Here is a 17,828-nt window from a genome sequence, read left to right as displayed (position 1 = left end):
GTATGGAAGCTCTCCTCTCGAATGAATTCGTAGTTCTGGCGCTCGACGCCCTCCTTCACTTGGCCTCGGTCTTTGTGTTGGGCATCATTGTCATTATTGCCTGCAAACTACTGACCAAGGGCTTCGTCGATGCCAAGTGGCTGACCGGGATGATCATTGCGCTCCTGCTGGTCTTCATGCGGGTCTTCCTGCTCAATAATGCGCATTATTTGGGCGGCGTGGATGCGATCCTGATCATGGTCGCGGTGGGTTTCGTCCTCTTCCTCACCAGTCTGATTCTGGTCTACAAACTGGTGGCGATTCCAGTCCTCGGGACGATCCTCAGCTCGATCGTCATCGTAGCGGCCCAGCTGGCACTCGCCCACTACACGCCCATCCTTTCGCTTAAGCTGATGCCGGAGGGCCAACGCTTTGCCGAGTATGCCGGGGTTTCGAATGAGCGCACCAAGCAACTCATGGAACAGGCCAAGAATTTCCGTGGTGAAAGTAACAGCAACATCGGTAGAATCCTTAAAGAAGCACTGGCGACACTGGCCTTTCTATCCTCGGAGAAGGAGCAGGAAACCCTCTCCAAGGACCTCGCTTCGGGAGTCCAGTTCATTCAGGAACGCCGAGCCTACATGGAGAGCATGTCGGAAGAAGAACTGGCCGAATACCGTGCGGCCATGAGCTCTTTCATGCAGGAGCAGGGTGTCGATCTTCAGAATCGCTACTCACTGGAGAACCTGAAGAACGCCACCCCGGAAGACCTCGAAAATCTGGCCAATTTCATGAAGGACATGAACAAAGTTTACGGCTTCACCGAGGACTTGCCTGAGGGGATGGCAGAAGACGACGACGTGCCACCTACCCTGGATTCAATCCGGGAGATCGCCAGAAACCTGCAGGGCATGGAAATCGGAGGCGAAGGGAGTGAAGAATTTGCCGGCCTTTTAAAAAGCATCATCGGCGATGAGGACTTCGGCAACGAGATGGCTAAAGTTCGCGGTCAAATAGCGGATTTAAAAGCGAACTCGGGGCAACTCATGGAAACATTTCGAAATGCCGACATCGATGGTATGCGGCGTGACCTTGAGTCGGCTACCGGTGGCGGTAGCGGCATACCCCCCGACTTACCACCTTTCTCCGCTGGTAATGTCCCGACCGGCCGGGGCGAGAAATTGTTTTCTCAAAACGCCGGCACAGGAACTGCCGGTCGGATGCTATCCGCTTTTCAGTCCAATTCTGAAAACAGCATCAATAAAGAACTCATGGATCTGGTCGTTTTCCAGGAGACCGGTTACTATCCTGTAACTGAAACCAGTTTTGAAGCTTCTCCTTTGGGTGCAGGTGACGGCCCCACCTCAGCGGAAACCTCAGCCCGTTCCGAAAACAGCTCTGTCAACGTACGGGAATGGCTGGACAGCGAAGCCGCAACAGCCTCCACAGCTGAAGCACAAACTGCAGAATTCGCGGCCGCAAGTCAGTTTAATACGGGTGCCTTTCCCAGAAGCTCTCACGCAGAGAGCAATCGCGTGGACTATTACGTGCCGGTAAATACCTTCAGCGATTTTCCGGAACCGCCCTCTGAAAATAAAAGTAGAGAGAAACAGGCGCTTCACGAGCCCGAGTTTGAGCCTGAAGAATCCATAAGTGACTTCTTCCCCGAATCAGAACTAAGCAACAGTTTGACTGACGACTACGTACTGCGCGCGCCGAACGCGTCTGATGAACGCAGCCGTTGGGTTGAAGTGGCCAACAAAATACGTATCGGTGCCTGGTACGAGGGAACGGGTGGAGATAACAACGGAACCGTCTTCATTGACGGAATGGCGTTCCGCTCGGGCGAAAAGATCGAACGGGAACATCAAGGTGAGAAATACCTCTTCCGTTTTGAAGGTGTCGAAAAAGGCCAGGTCATCATTACTTCATTGAAGCGGGAACCCAGCGCCCCACCGGAGACAGCCGGTCAAATTCCCGAAAACATGTAGCGCTTCCCTACTCCATAGCAGCGCGGGTACTTGCGGCAGATGGCACGAAGCGCGGAATCGAGACCTTTCCGGTCAAACGCCTCATCACTAAAGGCCAGAACCCGATTCTCGTATCCGTCGATTTGATACATCATGGCATGGGGCAACCGGGACTTCAATTTCCGGTCTTTCAAAAGAGGCAGATGATTCACCTTTTCCGGCTCGATCGTATTAAGCACCAGAATACCTCCGGGCTTCAGCAATCCCACCAAGCAGTTAAACCAGTTTTTATCCATAGGCGCACACCGGACGGGCATGCCGTCCTCTTCGCTGTATAGGTCGTCGATGATTAAGTCATACTGCGGCGACTCATCCCCCTCGCCAACCCACTCCACCGCATCGGCAGCCACCAGTTCAAATTGCTCGGAGCACTCAAAAAAACCCTGGGCGATGGAAAGGTGCATCGGATCCATCTCCACACCGACCAAGCGTTTGATGCCTGCAAGGTCGCACAATTGACGGGCTACTGCCCCCGCGCCGAAACCAAGCATGAGCGCGTCACCAAGGGCCCCTGTGGGCCGATGTAGTGCAGGTAGAGTGATCAGATCCCAGATCGAACCGGACAGAGGCCGATTCGGATTCCACTGGGAATGATTCACCCCGTTACGATAGAGACGCAAGCTGGCTCCCGCTGAACGCACCTCATAGTGGCTTCCGTCAGCCTCATGACTCCATAGCAGCGCCATCGGTTCTAAGCGTTACGACCGCATCGACGACGCACCATGTCGTGCGCTTCCGGCGGCACCCAATTCTGCCAATCCTCGTCGTTATCTTCGATCATTTTTAGGATTTTCCGGCTGGTCTTGGCCAATAAGCTGGGATCCCCCACTCCAATCGGTAAAACACGTTTATTCTCCAGCAAATGCTGGTAGAAATGCTCCCAACTGTCGGGCGCTTTGAAATTTTCCGCTGTAACCAACTCCATGCTGTGCGTGTTATGCCAGGGATAGACGAAAAGTTGCACCCGGTTTTTAAAGAGCCGGCCGAAGGATTCGAGAATACCACCGGGCAAGTTCTCCGACCATTTGGCTTTAAACAATTCATTCAGTAGCCCGATACTCAGGATGATGGCAATCGGCTCTTCCGTGTAGCGGCTGAGGTAGGTCGCGATGCGGTGAAACTCGGCTGTGCGGCTGATCAATACGGTCTTCCCAAGCTCCTGCAGGGCATCCGCCCGGTCGATAAAGTCCTCGTGGTCGACCGCACCGCCATCCCGCAAAAGATTGTTCATACTGATCTCGCAAATCTCCATGGCACGGTCGCGCTGCTCTTCAGAGATCACACCGGAAAAAACCTTTCGGGATTGCTGAATCATATCCAAGTGCAGCTTCAACACGGGATTGAAACTACCGCGCAGCAGTAGAATCGGGCGCTTGTATAGAGCATCTGCCGCTTGCACCACCTCGCCCTTTTCATTGAACATGGCTGCATCGGAAAGCCCGCTTTGCACGAGTTGCAGTGCGCACAAACGGTTATCGACATAGCGGAAGCCCTCTCCGGTAAAACGCAACATATCCACTTCGATACTCCAGTTGGAAATGCCATCCCTCAGCGAATCAACGAAACTCTGCAGATTGTCCCTGTAATTGAAGGCCGCATGAATTAGATTCACTCCCAGCTTACCGAGTGCCTCCATTTGATCGGCATTCGTCTCATCCAGAAGGCGTACATGCAGAACAATATCGCAAGGCTCGGTTTGCGGCTTGAGCTGCAAGCGTATCCCCAGCCAACCGTAGCACTCTTCCGTGTCCTGATAGCCCCTTGCCCGGACCGTATTACAGAAGGAAAAGAAGGTCGTGTCTTTTCCCCGCTCCGCGCCCAGCCGATCTTCAAGGATGCCATACTCGTACTCCAGCATGGAGCTTAGCCGCGATTCCGACACATAACGCTTGGCCTTACCGTAGATGGCGTCACTCATCGTCATGTCGTAGGCCGAAATCGTTTTGGCCACCGTGCCTTTGCTGCCGGAGACCCGAAAAAACCAGTTCGCCGTCTCCTGCCCCGCTCCGATCTCGGCAAAAACCCCGTAACGGGTTTCGTCGAGATTGATCGCCAGTGCCTTCTCGTAGGTGCTGTAAATCTTACGTTCCGCCATGATTATGGAATTAAAGCAGGCTAAAATGAAAGCAACACCGGAAAGTGATCGATTGTAAAGATGCCATCCCGGCTTGGTAATGTCCGCTGCCCCAACGCTCCCCACAGCAAACACGGATGGACGACATAAAAAAAAACCACCCATTTAAGGGTGGCTTTTGAATGGTGGCCAGACGCAGAATCGAACTGCGGACACAAGGATTTTCAGTCCTCTGCTCTACCAACTGAGCTATCTGGCCTCATTCGTAAGCGCGCGATTAAGTGAACCCCTCTATAGCCCGTCAACTGAGTTTTTCGAAAATTTTCCAAAAAGTAAGTTCTTCTAAAAATTGCGATTATTTCAAACAAGTGTTTGATTTCGTTTACGGATCGGGCATCACTCACTATTCAATATCAAGCAGACCGATTCGACCGCACAATCTACGTATGAAAAAAACCATCTTCATTCTCAGCCTATTTTTGGGCGTGATTCTGTTAATCGCGTTTCTTGTCGGCACGAAAATGATGCAGTTCGGTGCGATGGCCGAAGCTGGTGCCAACGGCGGCCCTCCCCCGGAAACCGTATCATCGACAGAAGCCAGCACCCAGGTGTGGCAGACCCGTTTGCGTGCCGTGGGCACAATTGAGCCAGTGCAGGGGATTCTGATCGAGAGCGAGACCTCCGGCTTAGTCGATGCGATCGCTTTTGAGAACGGACAGGAGGTTCAGAAAGGCGATCTACTGGTTCAGCTCGACATTGACGTGGAGAAAGCACAACTGCGGGCCGCGGTTGCAACGGCAAAGTTAGCCGACCTTGAATACGAGCGGGCGAAAAGCCTGAGAGCTTCAGGCAGTATACCGGAATCCCGGCTGGACTCGGCGGCGGCGGATCTGGAACGCGCGCAGGCGGAGATTGAGAACATCAACGCGGTAATTGACCGTAAGACGATCAAGGCGCCTTTCGATGGGCGCGTGGGCATTCGCCAAATCAATCTTGGCCAATACGTCCCTCTTGGCTCTCCCATTGTCAACCTGCAGTCCGACGAAAACGTCTACGCCAACTTCAGCTTGCCCCAGAAGGATTTGTCTCAGATCGAGAAGTCCATCCCCCTGACCGTACGCAGCGATGCTTATCCGGAGAAGGAGTTTCAAGGTGAGCTCACAGCCATCAGTCCGGAGATCGACGCCACCACACGCTCGGTCGCTCTGCAGGGAACCCTACAAAATGCTGATGGCCTGCTGCGGTCCGGCCTGTTTGTGGAGATCGAGATCAACCTTCCCGACCAGCGGCAGGTGGTGGCCGTACCCAGCACCGCAATTTTGTATGCTCCTTATGGGAACTCGGTCTTTGTCATCGAAGAGAGCGAGGGGGCCGAAAACGGCGAGGGGCAGCTGACTGCCAGACAGAAATTTATACGTATCGGCCAGACACGTGGGGATTATGTCAGCATTGTAGAAGGCCTGAAGCCGGGTGAAAGGATCGTATCCGCCGGAGGCTTCAAGCTGCGGAACGGCAGCCGTATCCGGATCAACAACGAACTCGCCCCGGAGCCAAAGACCGAGCCGAGACCGAACAACACCTAGAACCGCCTCAAAGCTGCTCGCTTCGATCTCACGGCATGGAAAAACAAACCGCATTTACCGACATTTTTGTCAGGAAGCCCGTCCTCTCACTGGTCGTCACCCTCATCATTGTCATTGCCGGCCTGCAGGCGATCAAAACATTGACCGTCCGGCAGTATCCGCAGAATGAAAATGCCTCCGTCACGGTGACGACCGTCTATACAGGTGCCGATGCGGCTTTGGTGCGTGGCTTTATTACCACACCGCTGGAGCGTGCCATCGCGACCGCAAACGGGATCGACTACATCAGCTCCAGCAGCGCTCTCGGACTCTCCACCATCACGATACGTCTGGAACTGAACTACGACTCGACCAAGGCGTTGGCCGAGATCAGTTCGAAAGTGGATCAAGTTCGCAACGACCTCCCCCCCGAAGCCGAGGTACCCGTGATCAACATCGAGTCCGCCAACAGTGCACGGGCCGCAGCCTACCTCTCCTTCTCTTCCGAGATTCTGAAAGCCAACGAAATCACCGACTATCTTGTGCGTGTGGTACAACCACGACTCACAGCCGTGCCCGGTGTACAGGAAGCCGAAATTCTGGGTGGGCGCACCTTCGCCATGCGCATTTGGCTCGACCCGGACCGCATGGCCGCACTTGGTGTAACCGCCTCAAGGGTCAGGGAAGAACTCGCGGCCAACAACTATTTATCTGCGATCGGACAAACCAAAGGCAATTTGGTCCGGGTCAATCTCACGGCCAACACCGACCTCAATACCGTTGAAGACTTTGAAGAATTGGCGATTCTCAACCGTGAGGATACCATCATACGGATCAAAGACATCGCCACGGTCGAACTGGGCGGTGAAGACTACGATTCCGAGGTTCGCTTTTCGGGCGAGCGGGCGGTTTTTATTGGCATGCAGGTTCTGCCCGATGCGAACACCGTCGATGTCATACGCGCGGTCCGAGAGGAACTTGATTCGATCAAGAAAGAGCTGCCAACCGGATTGAGCGCAGACATCGGCTATGATTCGACCGTCTACATTGAGGAGTCGATCGCCGAAGTCGTAAAGACGCTGATGGAAACACTACTGATCGTGATGACGGTGATCTTTCTTTTCATGGGACGCATCCGCACGGTTCTGGTTCCGGTGCTGGCCATCCCCATTTCTTTGATTGGTGCGATATTCCTGATGCAGATTTTCGGCTTTACGATCAATCTGCTCACTCTACTCGCCGTGGTTCTTTCCGTCGGACTGGTGGTGGACGATGCCATCATTGTCGTGGAAAATATCGAGCGACACATCGAGAACGGACATTCGAAAATGGAGTCGGCACTGCGCGGCGTGAGGGAACTGATCGGCCCGGTGATTGCGACCACCCTGGTTTTGGTTGCCGTCTATTTGCCGATTGCCTTTCAGGGCGGGTTGACCGGGTCACTTTTTCAGGAGTTCGCCCTCACTTTGAGCGGTGCGGTCATCGTCTCATCCATCGTGGCGCTCACCCTGAGTCCGATGCTTTCCTCCAAGGTGCTCGCTTCCGGCGAGCATAAGGGTTTGGCCCGCTTGATTAACAACGGGTTCGCGAGCCTGCGACGGGTATACGGACGCCTGCTTTCCGTCTCTCTGAAATGCCGCTGGGCCCTGTACGGCGCATGGCTACTCCTCACATTATTCTGTGTTCCGATGTTCATGATCTCGTCCAAGGAATTGGCCCCCAAGGAAGACCAGGGTGTTATTTTTGGCATCGTTGACGCCCCGGCCAACCAGTCGATCGAGGAGAACGTCCGCTACACGGAAAAGGCCAATGACACCTATTTCTCCATACCCGAGACCGATTACACCTTTCAGCTGACCAATCCCCAGGGAGGCTTCAGCGGTATGATTCTAAGGACCTGGAACCAACGCGAACGGACCACTTTCGACATCATGCCGATCGTACAAGAGCGCCTCGCCGGTATCTCGGGGGTCAATATCTTCCCAACGACCCCGGATCCGTTGCCCGGTGGCGCCGAGAACTTCCCGATGAACTTTCTCATTCTATCCACTGCTGAACCGGCACAGATTCTGGAGTTCGCGGAAATACTTAAAAATAAAGCAGCTCAGAGCGGACTCTTCGCATTTCCACCAATTATCGATACAAAAATCGATCAGCCCCAGACGAAATACAAGATCAACCGTGACATGGTCAGCAGCCTGGGGCTCGACCTCCGCTCGGTCGGTGCGGACCTCAGCGCTATGGTGGGCGGCGGCTATGTCAACCGCTTCAATATTGAGGGACGCAGCTACAAAGTCATCCCCCAAATCGAACGGGTCAACCGTCTCAATCCGCACCAGCTGCAGGACATCTACATTTCAGGCCCGAATGATGAACTCATCCAACTCAGCACGGTGGCCGAGATGGAGCAGAGCGTGCAACCGCGCTCTCTGAATCGTTTCCAACAGTTCAATGCGGTCAAGTTGAGCGGGATCGCAATCCGCCCGCTTGACGAAGCCCTGAGCTTTCTGGAAGAAGAAGCGGATAAGATCCTCCCCGAAGGCTACCGCTACGATTATTCCGGCGAAGCACGGCAACTGCGCAAGGAAGGCAACACCTTCCTGCCAGCATTCGGCCTGGCGGTCATTCTGATCTTTCTTGTACTTGCCGCTCAGTTCAACAGCTTCCGCGACCCCTTCGTCATACTCCTCGGCTCCGTGCCGCTGGCGATGTTCGGGGCCTTGATCTTTACCTCACTTCAGATGAATGCACCCGGCGTTCCGTTCTGGACCAACGGATTGACCACGACCCTGAACATTTACTCGCAGGTGGGCCTGGTCACGCTGGTGGGCCTGGTCGCCAAGAATGGCATTATCATCGTGGAGTTTGCCAATGAACTTCAACGCGAGGGGCGTTCCAAGCTACAGGCCATACAGGAAGCTGCCGAAATCCGGCTTCGCCCTGTCCTGATGACCTCAGTTGCCACCGTCGCCGGACACTTTCCGCTGGTTTTGGTCACCGGAGCCGGCGCTGAAGCGCGCAACTCCATCGGCCTGGTGATTGTCGGCGGCATGGCCATCGGCACGACCTTCACCCTGCTTTTTCTGCCCAGCATCTATATGCTGATCGCCAAAGACAGACAGGCGGAGAAGCAGGCGGTCACTTAGGCTACGAATCGACCATCCGCCTTACAGACCGATGCGACGAGCCAGCCGGTGCAGGATTAATTTACAATCCCGCCACTGCTGAGGAAGATACCCTTGAGGTTCATCTCCAACTGGCGCGGGTTCGGGGAACTACTGAGCGCATCTTCCCGGGTAACCTTGCCTTCCTTCACGAGGCGGAAGAGGTCCTGATTGAATGTCTTCGAGCCGTTGTCTTCGCCTGATTCGATCACCGCCTCGATCTTCTCGAAGTCACCCTCCATAATCGTTTTTCTGGCCAGTGAATCGAGAATGAAGGATTCCGAGACAGGAAACCGTCCCCCACCCTCGAGTGCGGGCAAGAGCTTCTGCGTGATGGTGGCTTTCAGCGCATAGGCCACCTGGCGTTGGAGCGCAACCCTCCGCTCTTCAGGGAAAAACTCGAAAAGACGCTGAACCGCTTGCTGGGCATTGGAAGCGTGCAAAGTGCCAAAAACGAGGTGCCCTGTTTCCGCGGCCTGCAGAGCGGTTTCAAAGGTGTGCTTGTCGCGCATCTCACCGACCAGGATAACGTCCGGGTCCTGACGCAGCACGGCTTTCATACCGTGCGCAAAGGTCGGGCAATCGATCCCGACCTCTCGCTGGTTGATGATTGATTTGATGTCCGTGTATGTAAATTCAATCGGGTCTTCCAGAGTGACGATGTGCTTGTCGTAGGTGCGGTTGATATGGTTGATCATCGCCGCAAGCGTGGAACTCTTACCGGAGCCGGTCGCACCACAGAGCAGGACAATCCCGTCCTTCTCCTTGCAAAGCCTGGACAGGGTATCTCCATCGATATTCAAATCCTCAAAGGTCGGCGGATGGTCGCTGACGTGCCGCATGACAACCGTAGGTAACCCGCGCTGCAAAAATCCGTTCACACGGAAACGCCCGATATTTTCCACCCGGTAGGAATAGTCGACCTGACGATCGTTCTGCCAATCTTCGTAAAATTGCTCGGGTACACTCTGCTCGATGAATTCCCGTAAATCCTCCGGTGTGATCGGATCCATTTCAACCGGTTCCAGTCGGCCACTCAGTCGCAGGTAGGCCTGCTTGTTGGATTTGAGATGAATATCGCTGGCGCCGTTTTCAACAGCGAGGTTGAGTAGACCGTGGATGGTTTCGAGAACTGCCATAACAAGAGTTGGTGGATGGAATAATTTTTCTGTTGAATAGTCAGAACCTTATGCACGTTCTAGTGCAAAACAGCAGGAGATAAGCTTTTTACATCATTTTTTGAAGGAGACATGAACTCAAACCAATTTTCAGGCGTTTTTACTGCTCTGGCCACGCCTATGTGCGATGGCGATATCGACTATGCCAGCCTCGGAACCCTGATTGAGCATCAAATCAAGGGCGGTATTAACGGGCTCGTATCGATGGGGACTACCGGCGAGTCTCCGACTCTCGATCACAAGCAGCATATCGTCGTCATTCGGGCCACCGTTGAAGCAGCCGAAGGAAAAGTCCCGGTCATCGCAGGAACGGGCTCCAATTCCACGGCGGAAGCGGTGGCTTTGACCAAGCTGGCGGAAAGCGCCGGTGCCGATGGTTTCCTTGTCGTCGCCCCTTACTACAACAAGCCAAACCAAGAGGGGCTTTTTCAGCACTTCAGTGCGATCGCTGAAGTCACTGAAAAGCCGATCGTCCTTTATTCGATCCCCTCCCGGTGCGGCATCGATATTTCCGTCGATGTCACCGCCAGACTCTACGAAAAATACCCGCACGTCTGCTGCATGAAGGCTGCCGAAGGCTCCTGCGAAAAGGTGGTGGAATACGTCCGCAAGCTGGGGCCGGACTATGCCGTGATGAGCGGCGATGACAGCCTCACGCTCCCCTTCATGTCCGCTGGAGCCAGCGGCGTGATCAGCGTCGCCTCCAATCTCATTGTCAGCCCTCTCGTGCAAATGGTACAGGCGGCAAACAAGAACGACTTCTCAAAGGCCCGGGAGACCTACTTGAAATATTATCCATTCTTCAAGTCCATCTTCCTCGAACCCAATCCGGTACCAATCAAGTATTGCCTGCACAAGGCCGGCATCATCACTTCCGATGAAGTTCGCCTCCCGCTGGCCCAACTGACTCAGGAAACCCGGGACGCGCTCGATGCGCTCATGTCCGAACTCAGCCTCGTTTAATCATGCCACTCAAAATTCTACTCAACGGTTCCAAGGGGCGTATGGGCGTAGCCATCGCCAACTGTGCCGAGGACAACGACGCAATGATCGCCGCCGCCTGCGACGCAGGTGACGATGCTTCAGCTGTGATTTCAGGCTGTGAGGCCGTTATCGACTTCAGTTTTCATGAAGTGACCCCAAAAATCGCGGTGCTCGCCGCCGAGCACAAACTGCCGCTCGTAATTGGCACAACTGGACACACCTCCGAGGAGCGCAGCGCGATCCTGTCAGCGGTTGAGGGCAAGATTCCCGTTGTCTGGGCAGGGAACTACTCGGTTGGAGTCAATACACTCAACTTCCTGACGCGCAAAGCAGCCCAGATACTCGGCGAAAAATACGAACCCGAGCTAATGGAGATGCATCACCACCACAAAAAGGATGCCCCCAGCGGCACGGCCGAGCGACTCATCGAAATCCTGAAAGAGAGCTACGATTACTCGGACGAGCACGTCACCCACGGCCGTCAAGGCCTGACCGGCGCGCGTCCCCAAAAGGAGATCGGCGTTCATGCCATCCGCGGCGGAGATATCGTCGGCGAGCACACCGTTTACTTCATCGGAGACGGCGAGCGCATTGAGCTGACTCATAAAGCGAGCGACCGTAAGATTTTCGCTCAGGGAGCGGTTCGGGCAGCACATTGGGCGGTCGGAAAATCTCCCGGAGTTTACAATATGGAGGACGTGCTCGGGCTGGTCGACTAGCTGGACTGGGTCGGACACTATCACATACCGTGATTGCACATCTCAAAGGAACCGTCCTAGAAAGCACGCCGCTGCTGGTGGTGCTGGATGTCGCAGGTGTTGGCTACGAGGTTCATATTCCCGTCACCACGGCGGAAAAAGTGCCGCCAATCGGGCAGCCGTGCAGCCTCTTCACCCAGGCGGTTTACCGCGAGGACAGTGCGTCATTGTATGGCTTTGCCACCCGCGACGACCGCGATTTCTTCCGCCTGCTGGTGGAGAAAGTTTCCGGAATCGGGCCGAAGATCGCTATCAGCATGTTGAGCCGTATGTCCCCCGAACTACTGAGGAGCGCCATCGCCAGCTCGGATACCGCCCTACTCGCCAAATGTCCGGGAATCGGCAAGAAGACTGCAGAGCGCCTAGTCATTGAACTAAAGGACAAAGTGGGCCTGCCTGCCTCCGGCGAAGCCCTCGCCAGCGAAACGGCTACCGCCAATGAACCGAGTCATTTTCAGGACGCGGTGAGTAGCTTGATGATTCTGGGCTACAAACCCGCGGATGCGGATAAACTCATCCGTAAAGCGGCCAGCCGAATCGGGGCGGATGCCACCACGGAAGCGCTGATCAAAACGGCTCTGTCCTGAATGACATCTATAAAATCCACTTATTGCGTTTAATCGCCTTTGACAGGATGGTTAGAGAGTTATTTGTTGTTTGAATTCCAGTCTGTATTATGAAAGCAATTCTCCCCATTTTAATCTGTTCAGCCATTTCCGCAGCCCTCGGTTATTATTTCGGCCACATAACCGTACCTGCAGATGCACTGGCCCCCGAAGGCACGGGCAATACCTCTGCGGTAAGCAGCGCGGCCAGTACAGCACCGTCTACAGAATCTCCCGTATTTGAGAGCAGTGAACCCGTTGAGCCTGTCGAAGTGACAACAACGGAGGTGCCTGCTGAACCTGAACCTGAAGTCGAACCGGAGACCCCCGCGAGCACGACGACAGCAACTTCGACGACAAGTGAAGCCGACTTTGAGGAGCGAGCCGCTTCGACCACGCAGACCCTAACCGACACCCAGGGGCGCACCATACAAGCGACTATCGTCAAGGTTCTGGATGCTGAGGTGAAAATCCGACGTAGCGACGGCCTCGAAACCACCATTCCGCTGAACATGTTAAGCGAGGAGGACGTCGCATTCTGCAATTATTTGAGAGAGCAACAAGAGGAAGTCGAAGAGGTGACAACACCCGATACTTCCGATGGCTTTGACTGGGACGCGTACTTCAATTCTTGATTGCGCCTGCAGCCATTAAAGTTGGTCCCCCACCATAATTACCGGCTGTTTTCCCCATAAAATGAAACAGTTCTTTGGTAAAAAATCACGCAGTACGCTGGCTCTGGTCATCATGGTCAGCCTTATACTGCATATTGTGGCTGTTGTTATTTTCGGGACGATAAAACTGGTCTCTTCCGTGTTACGCGAGCCGGAAATTTTTGAACCGGCCACTCTTGATGTCGCCCCTCAGAAAGAGCCGGAATATCAGGTCAACATCCAACAACGGAACCAGTCCACACCGCCCCCACGACCACCGGCAATCGTCGTCAATAATCCGTCTGAATTGAATATTCCCTCGCTGGACATCGATGTAAACATAGACAGTAGCTCGGTTTATGGCCGCGGTGGAGGTGGTTTTGGCGGTGGGCTTTCCGGTGTAAGAGAAATGGCAATCAGTGACCTTAAGCTAACTGACTTTGGCTACTCTGGACGGGCACCCGGGACCCTGGAAGGTACGCTGATTGACTTAAAGCGGGACAAAAATGGGGACCCCACCAATTTAAACGGCATGAGCCAAAGAGTAGATGCTATCCGCGACTTTACAGATGGCACTTGGACCGCATCGCGTTGGACCAATAAATTTTATTCCGCAGAAAATAAGCTCTACGCATCGTACTGGATTATTGGGATGGGTTCCGCCTCCAAAGCTCCCCGCTCCTTCGGCGTCGAGGGAGAAATCGAACCCAGCGGTATCGTAGCCTACTACGAAGGGAGCTACGTACCACAAAAAGATATGCGCATGCGGTTCTGCGGTGCTGCCGACGATGCCATCATCGTTCGCTTGAATTCCCGCATCGTGTTCGACGGCAGCCGGAGCAATGAGTACAGTAAATACGATGTTACCGACGACGACAGGCCCTATGCGCCACCGATCGCGGGGATGAACACAAAGACCGCCTTTGGCGACTGGATCAGCTTGGAGCGGGGAGAAAGCTATGACTTGAAAATCCTTCTGGCCGAGGTGCCCGGAGGTTCCTTCGGCTGTATGCTCTACTATCAAACAAAAGAGGACGAAACCATGCGGGTCTTTTCCACGAAGCCGTTTACCACCGAAGAGAAGAAAATGCTGCGGGATATTCACCCGGATGTAGCCAAGGGCTTGGAGTAAGACCGAATTCATAAAGGTCTGTCTCGGTAGGCTCGCGTGGCGATGGCACGATACATATCACGTCGTCTTGTCCAGCATAGCCCTAAGGCGACGACGGAAGCTCCCGGAGCGAAAGATAGGGTGGAAGACGGGACTGCTTCGCCATCTTCATGTTTTCCGCGCGGCACATCTGTGCCTGAAAACATTAAGTCAAACCCGCTTATTCGCGGCTTCTCCTCGGAATACTCATTTCACAGCTTACGGCATAGCTACTCTACCTGGCTGAATGAAGCTGGATTCTCCGAAACCGACCGAATGCGTATTGTCGGACATGCTGACAAGAAGGTGTCGCAGAAATACACGCATGCTCAAATTGAAACGGTTCAGGAGAACTTAAAGAGACTGAAGCTTTAATACTTCACTACCCTATACGCGCTGCCGTAGGCGTATGATATTCACATAAGCTAATAGCACTCACATAAAGATATTTAGTCCCACATAGTTCTATTTTCGGCCTCTATTTTGGTTGAGGGGGTGTGTGACGGAAATGCGGGATTTTAGACTTAGAGCATGTCTCTATTGATGCAAGGGGCTGCATCAATGGCCCCTGAGAGGTCCTTCCATGTCCCACTATGTCCTACTATGCCGCTTGACACGATAAACGTTTTTCGTTTATTTCACTTGTTGCACTTAATTCACTTAGGTGCCCTGAATCATCAAATCATCACTATGCCCACTCTAGATCCAGTCTTACCTACGCCGGAAGATAGCAAACTGGCCAACGAGGCCAGCCGTAACCTTTTGCCGCTTTTAGGAGGAACAGAACCGGGGGTTCGAATCCTCCTGCCCCATGAAAAGGGGGAGCCAGAGGAAACGATCATCCTGCCGCGTTCCGCGGTTCAGCTCTTGCAGAACCTATTAACGCAAATGGCTCGCGGAAACGCAGTGTCCCTTGTACCTCAGCACGCAGAATTAACCACAAATCAAGCTGCCGATGTGCTTGGAGTTTCACGCCCCTACCTGGTCAATGAACTCCTCGAAAAAGGCGAAATCCCCTACCATCGCGTTGGCACGCATCGCCGGATTGCCTTCGCGGACCTCATGGAATACCGGAAGAAGATTGATGAACGGCATGAAGAAGCCATGCAAAAACTGGCAAATATCGCACAAGAGGAAGGCGGCATGGGCTATTAGGTTATGTTCACCGCTTCATTTACAGCCGTATACGATGCTTGTGTGCTTTATCCGGCTCCACTCAGAGACCTACTGATGGAGCTGGCGTCGTATCGGCTCTTTAAAGCTAAATGGAGCGAAGCAATACATAACGAATGGACGCGCAATCTGTTGGCCAACCAAGAACACCTTAAGCCTGAAAGGATTCAAGCGACCAGAGAAGCCATGAATCAGGCCGTCCCGGACTGCCTGGTAACGGGCCATGAAGGGCTTATCGACTCTCTAAATCTCCCTGATCCAAAAGACAGGCATGTCTTGGCGGCTGCCATTGCTTCGAATGCGGATGTGATTGTTACGTTTAATCTAAAGGACTTCCCCGAGGGAGTTTTGCAACTTCATCAAGTCGAAGCGCAGCACCCAGATGAATTTATTCGACACTTGATAGACCTGCATCCGGATGAAGTCTGCCGGGCCGCAAAGAAAATTCGAACCAGACTGAAAAATCCGCCTTATTCCGCCGACGACTACTTAATGAGCCTAGCGAAGCAAAAGCTGCCGCAAACGATTGAGTATTTGGCCGAAAGAAAAGACCTAATTTGATTCAGCCATGAGCATAGTTATGCACCTGGAGGTTACTGAAAGCCTCGATTCTAGCATCTTGAGATTGCTTGAAGAACTCGAAGCGCTTTCAGACTACCCCATTAAAGATCACACCGTCTATCAATCGATCCAGAGAGCTTTTTATCCTGAGGGTTTTGGAAGCTCGTTCATTGGTATCACGAAAGATAAATTAGACGAAATCGATCCGGCGAAAGAATTCTTACTCCGCAAGAAATTAGATGAGATTGAAGGCAGTCCTGCTTATAGGCTACTTTCTGAAATCATTCACGTGCGCCTGAAGGTCCCTCATCAGCGTAAGCATCGTAGTTCTCTCTATGTCATCCTCACACAGTGCATGCGCAAAAAGGTATACAGCAAGCACAGCCCCAACAGCTTTCCTTTACCTCATTACAAGGAAACTGTGGATTTAAACGATTTGATCCACTCGAAAGGCAAGCCAAGCTACAGGTAGCGCTTTATTTGCTTAAGGAAGGCAATTAAGCTGCCTACAGCAAAATCAGTCTCGCACAGACCACTTGATCTCCATGCATCAACAATGTCTTGTTCTCTACCATTTAGAGGTCTCCCGCCGCTACTGCCCCCAGGGCTTGGGCAATCCCTAACAGGTAGGTCAATATTCGCATTCGGCTCATCGATATGAATAATTATCTCTACGGGCTCGCCTACGTTCTTCCGATTTTCGATCTGATTGGCAATCCATTGCACAGTCTGCCGATCCTCAAGATCCCTAGTCTCGCTACCTATTTCGACAGTAATCATTTAGTATGGCAATCGGGGCAGCAAGTAGCACAGCCATCAACGTTAGCGTAATATCTACGAGCCTAGCAACAGCAGTCTCGCACATAGAATGCTTACCAAGGTCGTTTTTGGACTGTATATGCCACAAGAAAGGGCATTGCTCGGAGTGAACTTCATGCTCACCAGTGACTTGGGCATCATCGTTTACGTAATACTTTAGGATCATGCCTTCACCTCCTGACTGGGCTTCTCGGCCTTATTGTCGACCTTTGCTTGGTGACCAGCATCCGGGGCTTTGTTTCCGCTGCGGCATACGCTGCAAGATCCTCCATTTTTGGAGCAATGCTTACAGTATTTGCAATTTGAACAGGCAGTACAAGTTCCGGTCGGACTACAGCGACCGGCGAGTGAGATTGATGGAGCGAAGGCGAATCCGAAGACTAACAGGGTAATTAGGACAATGATTTTAATAAGATTTTTACAATAAGACTCGGGGATTAAAATAGTCAATGCTATCCTCTTACGGAATTGTGGGAAATAGCAGTGGCCAACTCTCTCAAAAAGCTCACAAACTGCATAGAATCGAACACATCCCGAACTCGTTCGACATGACGCGGTCAGCTTACTCTAAGATTTTTAGTTCATTACTTCGGGCGAGTGGTCTAAGTAACCATCTTCCTCCCCATTAATGTCATAGAGTGATGCTAGAGAGCCTTTATCGATTACAATACTCAAATCATCGTGAAGTAGCTTGTAGTCCCGAAAGTCGTCCTCAGCCAGGTCATCCCAAACTCGAAAATAGTAAACCTGCTCTGATGGCACCCACATCAAGACCCCCTTTACGCCACTCGCGTCACGAACAAGTGCTTCAAGCTTTCGGTATACAACTTTTCTTTGCTGGGAATCTGGCATAAGCGTTTTGAGTTAGATTCTGCGTCTATGTAACTATTTTAGTTTGCGTCTACTCTAAATGATCGCAGTGACAAAATCCCACATTTCCGTACGACACCCTCCCCTCTTTAAAATATGCTTTCCGTGTGCATAATCGTGTACAGCATGCAGCCTATAAATACGCTCTCCATCAAAGATTGGGGACATGGAGCAATTAAGCTACCATGTCCCCGATGATTAACAAGATAGGTCTAGCAGGATACGAAGTGATCGAGGTCTCTAGCAAGGCTGATGTTTACGAGTTGCG

At 52.9% G+C, this 17,828-nt stretch carries 16 protein-coding genes and 1 tRNA gene; 12 read left to right on the top strand and 5 right to left on the bottom strand.

The genetic code is table 11. The features are described 5' to 3' along the window. Nucleotides 1-2 precede the first annotated feature (2 nt). Nucleotides 3-1,970, top strand: coding sequence for an ABC transporter permease (locus DDZ13_RS08105; protein WP_110130947.1), 1,968 nt, complete (start codon nt 3-5; stop codon nt 1,968-1,970). Here the strand turns inward: DDZ13_RS08105 and DDZ13_RS08100 are convergent. The 3 genes from DDZ13_RS08100 to DDZ13_RS08090 form a co-directional block, all read right to left on the bottom strand. Beyond that, on the bottom strand, nt 1,949-2,695 hold the full coding sequence (locus DDZ13_RS08100; protein ID WP_110130946.1) for a spermidine synthase: 747 nt from the start codon (nt 2,693-2,695) through the stop codon (nt 1,949-1,951). The two genes, DDZ13_RS08105 and DDZ13_RS08100, sit on opposite strands and share 22 nt — an antisense overlap. 5 nt (nt 2,696-2,700) lie before the next feature. Continuing rightward, nucleotides 2,701-4,104 (bottom strand): TonB-dependent receptor, encoded by a 1,404-nt coding sequence (locus DDZ13_RS08095; protein ID WP_110130945.1) that lies wholly within the window; start codon nt 4,102-4,104, stop codon nt 2,701-2,703. A gap of 162 nt (nt 4,105-4,266) precedes the next feature. Then, a tRNA-Phe gene (locus DDZ13_RS08090) sits at nt 4,267-4,342 on the bottom strand. Between the two features lie 187 nt (nt 4,343-4,529). Between DDZ13_RS08090 and DDZ13_RS08085 the strand changes: the two genes are divergently transcribed. Then, nucleotides 4,530-5,666 (top strand): efflux RND transporter periplasmic adaptor subunit, encoded by a 1,137-nt coding sequence (locus DDZ13_RS08085; RefSeq protein WP_110130944.1) that lies wholly within the window; start codon nt 4,530-4,532, stop codon nt 5,664-5,666. Nucleotides 5,667-5,701: 35 nt separating this feature from the next. Further along, complete coding sequence (locus DDZ13_RS08080) at nt 5,702-8,791, top strand: efflux RND transporter permease subunit (RefSeq protein WP_110130943.1); 3,090 nt, start codon at nt 5,702-5,704, stop codon at nt 8,789-8,791. Nucleotides 8,792-8,847: 56 nt separating this feature from the next. On the opposite strand, the gene DDZ13_RS08075 is transcribed toward DDZ13_RS08080, so the two are convergent. After that, nucleotides 8,848-9,948, bottom strand: coding sequence for a type IV pilus twitching motility protein PilT (locus tag DDZ13_RS08075; RefSeq protein WP_110130942.1), 1,101 nt, complete (start codon nt 9,946-9,948; stop codon nt 8,848-8,850). A 111-nt stretch (nt 9,949-10,059) separates the two neighbouring features. Between DDZ13_RS08075 and dapA the strand changes: the two genes are divergently transcribed. The 9 genes from dapA to DDZ13_RS08030 all read left to right on the top strand — a co-directional run bounded on the left by dapA (nt 10,060) and on the right by DDZ13_RS08030 (nt 16,343). Beyond that, nucleotides 10,060-10,950: a 4-hydroxy-tetrahydrodipicolinate synthase gene (gene dapA, locus DDZ13_RS08070; RefSeq protein WP_110130941.1), complete on the top strand. Its 891-nt coding sequence runs from the start codon at nt 10,060-10,062 to the stop codon at nt 10,948-10,950. Nucleotides 10,951-10,952: 2 nt separating this feature from the next. Further along, the gene (gene dapB, locus DDZ13_RS08065) at nt 10,953-11,690 is read left to right on the top strand and encodes a 4-hydroxy-tetrahydrodipicolinate reductase (RefSeq protein ID WP_110130940.1); all 738 of its coding nucleotides are present in this window, start codon (nt 10,953-10,955) and stop codon (nt 11,688-11,690) included. Nucleotides 11,691-11,719: 29 nt separating this feature from the next. Continuing rightward, a complete protein-coding gene (ruvA, locus tag DDZ13_RS08060; RefSeq protein ID WP_110130939.1) occupies nt 11,720-12,316 on the top strand; it encodes a Holliday junction branch migration protein RuvA in 597 nt (198 codons plus the stop codon). An 89-nt stretch (nt 12,317-12,405) separates the two neighbouring features. Then, nucleotides 12,406-12,969, top strand: a complete 564-nt coding sequence (locus DDZ13_RS08055; RefSeq protein ID WP_110130938.1) for a hypothetical protein — start codon at nt 12,406-12,408, stop codon at nt 12,967-12,969. Nucleotides 12,970-13,030: 61 nt separating this feature from the next. Next, the gene (locus DDZ13_RS08050) at nt 13,031-14,119 is read left to right on the top strand and encodes a hypothetical protein (RefSeq protein ID WP_110130937.1); all 1,089 of its coding nucleotides are present in this window, start codon (nt 13,031-13,033) and stop codon (nt 14,117-14,119) included. 42 nt (nt 14,120-14,161) lie between these two features. After that, nucleotides 14,162-14,512 carry a tyrosine-type recombinase/integrase gene (locus DDZ13_RS16005; RefSeq protein ID WP_110130936.1) on the top strand — a complete coding sequence of 117 codons (351 nt, stop codon included), beginning with the start codon at nt 14,162-14,164 and terminating at the stop codon, nt 14,510-14,512. 228 nt (nt 14,513-14,740) lie between these two features. Further along, entirely contained in the window at nt 14,741-15,292 is a 552-nt protein-coding gene (locus tag DDZ13_RS08040) for a helix-turn-helix domain-containing protein (protein WP_199221084.1), read from the top strand. Between the two features lie 3 nt (nt 15,293-15,295). Then, nucleotides 15,296-15,871 (top strand): PIN domain-containing protein, encoded by a 576-nt coding sequence (locus DDZ13_RS08035; RefSeq protein ID WP_110130934.1) that lies wholly within the window; start codon nt 15,296-15,298, stop codon nt 15,869-15,871. Between the two features lie 7 nt (nt 15,872-15,878). Continuing rightward, complete coding sequence (locus DDZ13_RS08030; RefSeq protein ID WP_233246122.1) at nt 15,879-16,343, top strand: hypothetical protein; 465 nt, start codon at nt 15,879-15,881, stop codon at nt 16,341-16,343. Nucleotides 16,344-17,266: 923 nt separating this feature from the next. Here the strand turns inward: DDZ13_RS08030 and DDZ13_RS15725 are convergent. Continuing rightward, a complete protein-coding gene (locus DDZ13_RS15725; RefSeq protein WP_110130931.1) occupies nt 17,267-17,542 on the bottom strand; it encodes a hypothetical protein in 276 nt (91 codons plus the stop codon). Nucleotides 17,543-17,828: the final 286 nt, after the last annotated feature.

The organism is Coraliomargarita sinensis, assembly GCF_003185655.1.
In the GTDB taxonomy this organism is placed as follows: domain Bacteria; phylum Verrucomicrobiota; class Verrucomicrobiia; order Opitutales; family Coraliomargaritaceae; genus Coraliomargarita_B; species Coraliomargarita_B sinensis.
Note: the sequence above shows the minus strand (reverse complement) of the source record. Positions and strands in the feature narration are given on the sequence as shown.